The sequence below is a fragment of the Nostoc sp. EspVER01 genome, from assembly GCF_034530635.1.
Lineage (GTDB): Bacteria > Cyanobacteriota > Cyanobacteriia > Cyanobacteriales > Nostocaceae > Nostoc.
This window is the reverse complement of the sequence record NZ_JAVRCS010000005.1, coordinates 253,389-262,550: the sequence shown is the minus strand read 5'-3', so window position 1 is coordinate 262,550 and position 9,162 is coordinate 253,389. Positions and strand designations below refer to the sequence as shown.

The following is a 9,162-nucleotide window of genomic DNA, read 5'->3' as shown; positions in this document are numbered from 1 at the left end:
ATCTGAATGGTTTACTTGCTATTTGAGTGTTTCTGCCAAAAGTGGATGCTCCCTTGCGGTATAAAGTATCAAAACCTAAAAGTCGTAAAGATGTTGCCAGCTTTCCCAAATGAATATCTAAAACAAAGCGGATAATACTGAGCGGTTTTGGTAAAACAGAAACGCTTGGTATAATAAAACTCCTAAATGAAATTGGATAAACATTGATAGTGTCTCCATCAGAAACTATGTAAGAAAAATTTACATATTCACCATTAACATTTATCGAATCCACCTCTGGATGAGGGACACCCAACGACTCAATCATGTCCTTAATTGAGGCTTTTTCCTCAAACAAATGAGAGATTTTCACCTGTTTCTGATGCCGTGGTAAAAAATGATTCAATTCTGCATGAAAGTAGAAATATGCGATCGCCATAGCTACAGATATTTGGACTAGTAAGTGCGCCTTTACTAGCAACAATTTGTCACAATTGCAAAACTTTATCTATTATATTGAAACTCTCAATGCTTGTTGTAGTGGGTTATCCTTACTATGAAATGCCTGTTCACCTTGATTTAAGCAATGTCCTAGAGGCAACACACCGTAAATAAGTTATAAAGATTCTTAAAAACTTGCATTTCTTATTGACTTCAGTTACAGTCAAAGCAGATGCCTATCATCAAACCCTGACACAAGGTTCGGGAAGTTAGATTAGGTAAAACGCTAAATAGCAAATTTGTTAATGTTAATGTCAGTGACAGTGCTAATAATTAGTCACTACTTTTAATTTTAACTTATCGCAGATGGAGTACGGGGAATTAAAGCATTTACCCCTAATTTGACTTTTTTATTTTCTCAAGTTATTGAGAATTATTTGCAATATGGATAATTCGATAGATAAATAGTGTGGAACAAGTCTTAAAACAGTATTGGCTTACCAAAGCGATTTCTGTTTATTAAATATTTTCGCATCTACCTTTAGAAAGATTTTTTAGATGTACGGCACAGAATTATATCTTTATATATAAAAACAGGATATGTAATTAGCTATGTAGATAATTTCAGCAAAACTTTAAACAACTAGGTTGCTGCTAGAAACATTTTTGATTGTAGTATCAGCTACATCAATATTGTAAGCAAGTTAATCATCGGTAACTCTCCAAGTCGCTTTGCGTCTATGTACTAGGTTTAATATATTTGATTTTGCCAAAGAGACCAAGTTGAGAAAAACTGAGTTTCCGCTAATGAAAATTTATTAAATACCAAATAACAATAAAACTAGATACAAAATTAACGCCACTCATACGGAAAAATATCTCTTGACACTATTTATCTTTATTGTGGAGAATTTATTAACCGGAAAGACCTTGAGCGATAATGATGTTATAAAGTGGCTACCTAGTTTTAACTCGGAAATGAATATTGTTCTTTTTTATCTCCTTGAACCAAGGATATTGTAGTTAAGAACACAATTGTATTTTGTAATACCTTTTGTCCATAAAATATGCTAATGAGTACAGCGAGATGAATACTTTTTTTTGTTCTGATGATTCACGGCAAGTAGGAGAAGATGTTATTGGTAGTGCCACCAATTATCAAACTTATATTTTAGTTGAGTGTCCTTTACCTTGGACATCAGAAGCCTTGAACTCTAAGTGGGTGCCTCAGAATTTGAGGATTTTGGTAGAAGAAGTGAAGCGTGCGAAACTGCCGATTAGATTTCTCCTAATTGCTAATGATTTATCACACAAGGTAAATCACACTACGCTTTTGATTTATCAAAAACAAGAGGGGCTAAGTAGTGGATACCATAAGCAGGAGTTTCAGCTAGCAAATATTGAGCAAGTAGCAGGAGTTGTCCAAAAATGGATACGGGGTATCGATTCTAATTTGGAAGTAGAAACTAGTATAACTAGAGATATTTTAGTTTGTACTCACGGTAGCCATGATAAGTGTTGTGCGAGATATGGCGCTCCTTTTTACTTCCAAATAACAGCGAGTAAAGCTGATTTGTGCTTAGAGAATGTGCGAATTTGGAAATCATCGCACTTTGGTGGACATCGGTTTGCACCAACAGTTATAGACTTGCCAGAAGGAAGATACTACGGTCGTCTCGATCGAGATTCATTTAGATCGGTTTTGACTCGTACTGGTGATATTCAATGCTTACATCAAGTCTATCGAGGCTGGGGAATTCTGCCTGCTCCACTTCAGGTTTTGGAAAGAGAGCTAATTCTCTATAAAGGATGGGATTGGTTTAATTACAAAGTTGTAGGCAAAATTTTAGAGCAAAGTTTAGACAATAGTACTATGTTAGCTGAAATTAGTTTTGAACAACCTTGTGGTTCTTTCTATACTTACCAGGCTAAACTTGTGAAAGATGAAACGAAGACTCAACAACTGAAAAGTTCATGCAATGCTACACGAGAGTTGGTAGTTACTAAATATGCGGTTGGTAGTTTTTGGATTACTTCTAGTAAGGTAATGAGTTATAGTACATAGAAGTGAAGAGTTTTTAAACGCAGAGGGACGCAAAGGGAAGCGCAGAGGATTACTAAGTTTAGTTCGCTACGAATTCATTAAATACTGTATTTAGGATAACGGTGTGGAACTTCGTAATAAAATCTCTGCGTCTCTCTGCGTTTAAATTCCAAATTAAGATGAAGCCAGATTTAAGATTTTTCGTAACAGTATTTGGTCTTCTAATTTGGCTTTTAAACGACCATTTTCAATATCTCGAATCCAGCTTTGGCTTTTACCTGTGAGTTTTGCCAATTCTCTTTGGGAGAGATTCAAGTTTTTTCGCGCTTGCAAAATCTGTTCGCCTAGCAAATCGTTTGTAGCTTTGGGCTTTTTTTTGGCTTTGGCAGTTCTTGTTTTCTTTTTTTCCGATTCTGAGATTTGCTGTTCCCATTCTGGTGGGAGTTCAAAAGCTAAGATCCGCGCATTCATTAGCAGATTCCACTTACCACGGGGGCCTGTGTCTGTGAGGCGAGTTTCAGCACCACCGTCATTAGTCCAAAATTCTAATGCTTCATCTGGATCTTCGGGAAGATCGATTAATTTCGCCCACAAAGGTTGAATTTCTGGTGGATAAGTAACTGGATCGAAAAGTGGTTTCATTCCATAGTGATTGAGAATTTCTAAATCGCTTTCAAAGGTTCGCAACAGACGTTTGCGTTCTTCCCGTTGTCTGGATGCAAGGGCGACTTTTTCTTCACCGTAAGCAATACGCAGCAAGGTAGGAATGGTGATGCGTTGTTCTTTGCCCATTTTGGTTTTAAACAGCAACCACAGCATTAGTCGAACTGCACCTTCATGTTGCTGCCAAATACTCATGACTGTGGTTAGCAGCGTTTTGGGGAGACTGCCGTATTGATAGAATGCAGTTCGCTCTTTACACGCTTGTTTGTTTAAAAAATATTGCGCCCATAACCCTGCTTTTACTTTAAAAGTTAGCCCAATCAGATATTTGCATCCGAGATTGTCTTCTTGGAAGTGGTGCTGAATATCTACTAAGTGCCATAAGCGGCTGCCGACAAGAGAGAATCCGTTAATTCGACCTTGTTGGGGCCAGTCAATGGAGATAATCAGGGAGCAAGCTTGCTGAACGATATTTTTCATTAAAGCTAGCTTGGCAGCTTTGCTCAAGTCTTTGCGTTTCTCCATCCCCAAATATTTCTCAATTTGTCGCTCATCGATCGCAAATTCTTGCTCCCAAGGTTGCTCTAAGGCTGTGGCATAAGCTGCAAAAATTAGATGTATGCAAGCGGCTCTGATGTCAAGCCCCTCAATTGCTGCTATATCTGTGGCCTTGTCGTTCACTTTCAAGGGATCTTGGATGTGAAAAGCGATCGCACCTCGCCCTTGATTGACTTGTCGGCTGTAACTGATGTAGCCTTCTTCATCGGTTTCCCAATGTAGGGATGTGCGCTGCGCTAATACATTACAAGCTTCCCAAATTGCGATCGCTGAAGCAAATGGATTATTCTTACCATTAGAAAATAAGTCTAAGCTGCTAGCATCTCTTGGTTCAACTTTGCATCTTCCCTTTTTCGCCTGCCAAGGAATAGGAGAATTAGTTGGACAAGCTATTACACATTGCGGTTCTGAATAATAGCCCTCACAATTATTACAAAGACCAGGATCGACCCAGTATTCATTGTCCTCTATTCTGATTGCACCCGTAGGACATTGGGGGCGGCAGTTGTCACATCCAACGCAACTGTTGTTAGGAATTGTATAAGGCATTTGGCTCTTTTCCCACTCTAATCGTTGAGATGTCTGGCTCAGGTCTCCCCTGGATGAGTCCTGTTTATTCATGACTCCCTACCACATGATCTTTCTAGTGAGAAAAAAATATTCTCACTACGTTCGATTCCCACATCCACTTGTTAAATTCGCATCCAATTGCAAGCTATTTAAGGCTTTAAAACAGCCTAATAAAACTTCTTATTAACTATACATTTCATGAAAAAAATGATTAATTTGTTCGTATTGAGCTTAGGAAAAAATCTTAACATTTATTTAATTAGGTAATTGATGAACATTTTAGCTTTGACCATAAAACCTTATACAAAGTATTTTTAGGAAATGTTTAAGCCTCCTGTAATTTAGCTTGCTCTGATTTGTTAATAATTTTAATATTTAAGGCATCATAATATTCTGCCATAAAGTTTACAGTTCCTTTATAAATTAATTCTGTGTATTCAGATGAAATCGTAATATTCCTTTTGTCACCATTTAACTAAATATTTAAATCAAAATAAATTGAAAATTGTTGCTTTCTAAAATACATATTGCATATATCAAAATGTAACTGATGAACATTTATTCTGGTATATATGTATACTGTTTACATAAATTTATTTGCCTAAATCTACAAATATTTGAAAAAGAATATCATTACTCTTAGAGATATAGCTGCATTTGCTGGAAATAATAGTTAAATCAGCAGTTATAAATCACATAGATATGAAGCTTTAGTCACCTGTATAGGTTTAAAATCCTCAACTTTTTACTTATCTTCTGTATGAAAATCGCTGTTCATGGGCTGCTACCTTACCTCTAGTCAGACATTAAGTCTCTGACTCAATGAATGCGTTTATATGTAGAACGTGGGAACGAGGAATACGAAATATTTATAAGAATTATTTGCAATAATCTTTATCTATAAATTGACATAAAAAACAATTCAGGATTGTGTTCAAAGTCATCGAAAATTGATGTGACAAAAGTAAGTTTTGAATACAAAAGAATAAAAGATTAGGATAGTATGATGATTAATGCACAAACAGATTGACAGGCAAAATTGCTGAGGATTTATTCATGGCACAACTAACAGGTTTGACATTTGGCGGTAAGGCTTGGACACCAAAATTTGCTCAAGAAATCGACAAAGACAAATGTATCGGCTGTGGCAGATGCATTAAAGTCTGCGGGTACAATGTGCTTGGATTGAAGGCACTAAATGAAGAAGGCGAATTTGTGGAAGATGAAGATGATGAAGAAATTGAACGAAAAGTAATGGCAGTTACTTCTCCAGAGAATTGTATTGGTTGTGAAGCTTGTTCACGGATTTGCCCCAAAAATTGCTACACCCATGTTGTATTAAACAATTAAGGTTTTTGGAGTTAATCAAAATTGTTGTTCATTGAAGGAGGCACTGTTTTTCATCAGCGCAAATGTGCTAGGCAAGGTAACTTGAGGGGAATACTAAATATTTACTGGAAACAATCAAAAGTTCACAGTAAACAATTCCGTAAATCGTAAATTGTTCGCTATTAACAAATTTAAACTTGCTGCTAATATAGCCTAATCAATATTAGGACTAACAGTGCCCCTTGGAACAACTAGCTTTTCTAAAAGCAGGGGCTAGCTTTGTCATAGGAGTTGAAATATAATTTGTATTTTTGTGGGGGAAAGATATGGAAAAAATCTGGAAGTTTCCCCCTTTTTTAATGGCTGCACGTTAGAAAGTTAATAAGTGAAAAGGAAATGGTAAATGGGGAAAGAAGAAGGGAATAGGGTACAGGTTACAGGGAATAGATGAATTCCTATTACCTGTAACCTGTAACCTCTCCCCTAAAACCTCAACTCAGAAAACAACACCTCTAAAGACGGTTTACAAAGCAGGTAGCATGTATGCAACAAATTCCTGTTTCACTATGGACTCTGGTTGCTGGGATAGTAGTTACAGCAATCAGCATTTGGATCGGTCAAAATCACACTCTCATGCCGATGCAGGCATCGTTACAAGCGCCTTTGGTAGACGGTTTTTTCAACGTCATGTTTACCATTGCGATCGCACTCTTCTTAGTGGTAGAAGGAACAATTGTAGTTTTTTTGGTTAAGTTTCGTCGCCGTCGCGGTGATGATACCGATGGTTTGCCAATAGAAGGCAACGTTCCCTTAGAAATCTTTTGGACAGCAATTCCCACAGTGATTGTTCTCGGTTTGGGCATCTACAGCGTAGATGTTTTTAACCAAATGGGTGGTTTTGAGCCTGCTGGTCATCCTCATTCAGCTGCTCATGTTGCTCATAAGTCGGGAACTGCTATCGCTGCTACACTCAGTGATGCTTCTGAAGCAACAACTGCCCCAGCAATAGCCCCAACAATTGGTATTGGCGCGTCTCCCAAAAACCTAGATAAACCAGCCGATTTAGTTGTTGATGTCAAAGGCATACAGTACGCCTGGATATTTAACTACCCCGATAGTGGCATTACCTCTGGGGAATTGCACATTCCCGTCGGTGCTGATGTTCAACTAAACCTTTCAGCACAAGATGTAATTCATTCATTCTGGGTGCCAAACTTTAGGCTGAAGCAAGATGCACTACCCGGTATCCCTACCGAACTGCGATTTGTTGCCACCAAACCAGGTACATATCCCGTAGTTTGTGCTGAGTTGTGCGGTGGTTATCACGGTTCAATGCGGACACAAGTAATTGTCCACACACCAGAAGAATATGATAGCTGGCGGACAGAAAACCAGATTGCTCAACAACAAAACCTAAATCAAGTTGTTGCAATTAATCCAGCCGACTTATCAACATCAGAGTTTCTCGCGCCCCACACCCATGAGATGGGAATTAGTGCAGCAACTCTAAAGTCAATGGTCATTGGTCATTAGTCATTGGTCATTGGTTATTGGTCATTGGTCATTGGTCATTAGTCATTAGTTATTGGTAACTGACAAATGACAACGGACAAAAGACAACGGACAAAAGACAGAAGACAAATGACATAGACGCGCCAGCGGCTTCCCGCAGGGTAGGACAAAGGACAAAAATATGACGCAGGTAGAATTTCCACGGAATACTCCACCAGAGGAAAATAAACCGGAAACTCTGGTGATTTCCCACACCTCTCATCCGAAGGCGTGGAAATGGCAAGACTATTTTACATTTAATGTTGACCACAAGGTTATTGGTATCCAATACCTGGTGACAGCGTTTGTGTTCTATCTCATCGGCGGACTGATGGCTGTTGCTCTCCGGGTGGAATTAGCAACACCAGATGCAGACGTACTCGACCCTAATCTGTATAACGCTTTCATGACCAATCACGGGACGATCATGATCTTCCTGTGGATTGTCCCTAGCGCCATTGGGGGATTTGGTAATTATTTAGTGCCCTTGATGGTCGGTGCTAGGGATATGGCGTTTCCCAAGCTAAACGCGATCGCCTTTTGGTTAAATCCCCCAGCAGGTGCGCTCATTTTAGGTAGTTTCATTTTCGGCGGTTCCCAATCTGGTTGGACAGCTTACCCACCTTTGAGTTTGGTGACAGCACCAATCGCTCAAACTATGTGGATATTAGCGATCGTTTTGGTGGGAACTTCCTCAATTTTGGGTTCGCTGAACTTTGTAATCACCATTTTGATGATGAAGGTTCCCAGCATGAAATGGGATCAAGTGCCCTTGTTTTGTTGGGCAATCTTGGCAACCTCTCTGCTGGCGCTTCTCTCCACACCTGTATTAGCAGCCGGTTTAGTTCTGCTGTTGTTTGACCTCAACTTTGGCACCTCCTTCTTTAAACCAGATGCAGGTGGAAACGTTGTAATTTATCAACACTTATTCTGGTTTTATTCTCACCCGGCAGTATATTTAATGATTCTGCCGATCTTCGGCATTATGTCGGAGGTAATTCCAGTTCACTCCCGCAAACCAATCTTTGGTTATAAAGCGATCGCTTATTCTAGTGTAGCCATCTGCGTTGTCGGTTTGTTCGTCTGGGTACACCACATGTTTACCAGCGGCACACCCGGTTGGATGCGGATGTTCTTCACTATCTCTACTCTTATCGTTGCAGTTCCCACTGGCGTGAAGATTTTTGCCTGGGTTGCTACCCTCTGGGGTGGTAAAATCCGCTTCACCACGGCGATGCTTTTCGCCATTGGCTTGTTATCCATGTTTGTCATGGGCGGCTTAAGCGGCGTAACGATGGGAACAGCCCCCTTTGATGTTCACGTCCACGACACATATTATGTAGTCGGACATTTCCATTACGTTCTGTTTGGCGGTTCCGTATTTGGCATCTACGCCGGTATTTATCACTGGTTCCCCAAAATGACCGGACGAATGCTGAATGAAAACTGGGGTCGAGTTCATTTCGCCCTTACCTTCATCGGCACTAATCTTACTTTCTTACCCATGCATGAGTTGGGTTTGAAAGGAATGCCTCGACGAGTGGCAATGTATGATCCCCAATTTATCGACCTCAATCAAATTTGCACCTTTGGTTCATTTGTTTTGGGGATATCGGTAATTCCTTTCGCCATCAACATGATCTACAGTTGGCTGAAGGGGCCTTTGGCTGGTGATAATCCTTGGCAAGCTTTGACTTTAGAATGGACAACTAGCTCGCCACCTGCAATTGAAAACTGGGAAGTGTTGCCGGTTGTGACTCATGGCCCTTATGACTACGGCCAGGAGCATAGAACTGAATTACAGTCATCAGCGACGCCGGAAGCTAGTGCTTAGTTCGTAGAGTGAGTGATGCGATCGATGTTAAGGTGACTGCAATTTCTAGTCATTTAATTTGAGAACTTGAAACTTCAGTCTCAGAACTCGAAAGACCAAGTTCGGAACTTGAAACTTCAGTCTCAGAACTCGAAAGACCAAGTTCGGAACTCGGAACTTCAGCCTCAGAACTCGAAAGACCAAGTTCGGAACT

6 protein-coding genes are annotated in these 9,162 nt (G+C 39.7%); 4 read left to right on the top strand and 2 right to left on the bottom strand.

The window, feature by feature from the left end:
- The coding region (locus RMX69_RS07020; RefSeq protein WP_322637004.1) for a Mut7-C RNAse domain-containing protein at positions 1-418 on the bottom strand (418 nt) is incomplete at its 3' end.
- Between the two features lie 1,089 nt (positions 419-1,507).
- On the opposite strand from RMX69_RS07020, the gene RMX69_RS07015 reads away from it, so the two are divergent.
- Positions 1,508-2,485: a sucrase ferredoxin gene (locus RMX69_RS07015; protein ID WP_322636997.1), complete on the top strand. Its 978-nt coding sequence runs from the start codon at positions 1,508-1,510 to the stop codon at positions 2,483-2,485.
- Positions 2,486-2,638: 153 nt separating this feature from the next.
- Here RMX69_RS07015 and RMX69_RS07010 read toward each other — a convergent pair whose 3' ends face one another.
- Positions 2,639-4,234, bottom strand: a complete 1,596-nt coding sequence (locus RMX69_RS07010) for a helix-turn-helix domain-containing protein (protein ID WP_322636996.1) — start codon at positions 4,232-4,234, stop codon at positions 2,639-2,641.
- Between the two features lie 1,077 nt (positions 4,235-5,311).
- Here RMX69_RS07010 and fdxB point away from each other — a divergent pair.
- From fdxB to ctaD, 3 genes are all read left to right on the top strand, one after another.
- Positions 5,312-5,605 carry a ferredoxin III, nif-specific gene (fdxB, locus tag RMX69_RS07005; protein ID WP_289798417.1) on the top strand — a complete coding sequence of 98 codons (294 nt, stop codon included), beginning with the start codon at positions 5,312-5,314 and terminating at the stop codon, positions 5,603-5,605.
- A gap of 522 nt (positions 5,606-6,127) precedes the next feature.
- On the top strand, positions 6,128-7,117 hold the full coding sequence (locus RMX69_RS07000) for a cytochrome c oxidase subunit II (RefSeq protein ID WP_322636995.1): 990 nt from the start codon (positions 6,128-6,130) through the stop codon (positions 7,115-7,117).
- Between the two features lie 160 nt (positions 7,118-7,277).
- On the top strand, positions 7,278-8,969 hold the full coding sequence (gene ctaD, locus RMX69_RS06995) for a cytochrome c oxidase subunit I (protein WP_322636994.1): 1,692 nt from the start codon (positions 7,278-7,280) through the stop codon (positions 8,967-8,969).
- The last annotated feature ends 193 nt before the right edge of the window (positions 8,970-9,162 follow it).

Coding starts and splice junctions, on each gene's coding strand:
- RMX69_RS07010 (WP_322636996.1), bottom strand. CDS start 4,234: ATGCCTTATACAATTCCTAACAACAGTTGCGTTGGATGTGACAACTGC.
- fdxB (WP_289798417.1), top strand. CDS start 5,312: ATGGCACAACTAACAGGTTTGACATTTGGCGGTAAGGCTTGGACACCA.
- RMX69_RS07000 (WP_322636995.1), top strand. CDS start 6,128: ATGCAACAAATTCCTGTTTCACTATGGACTCTGGTTGCTGGGATAGTA.
- ctaD (WP_322636994.1), top strand. CDS start 7,278: ATGACGCAGGTAGAATTTCCACGGAATACTCCACCAGAGGAAAATAAA.
- RMX69_RS07015 (WP_322636997.1), top strand. CDS start 1,508: ATGAATACTTTTTTTTGTTCTGATGATTCACGGCAAGTAGGAGAAGAT.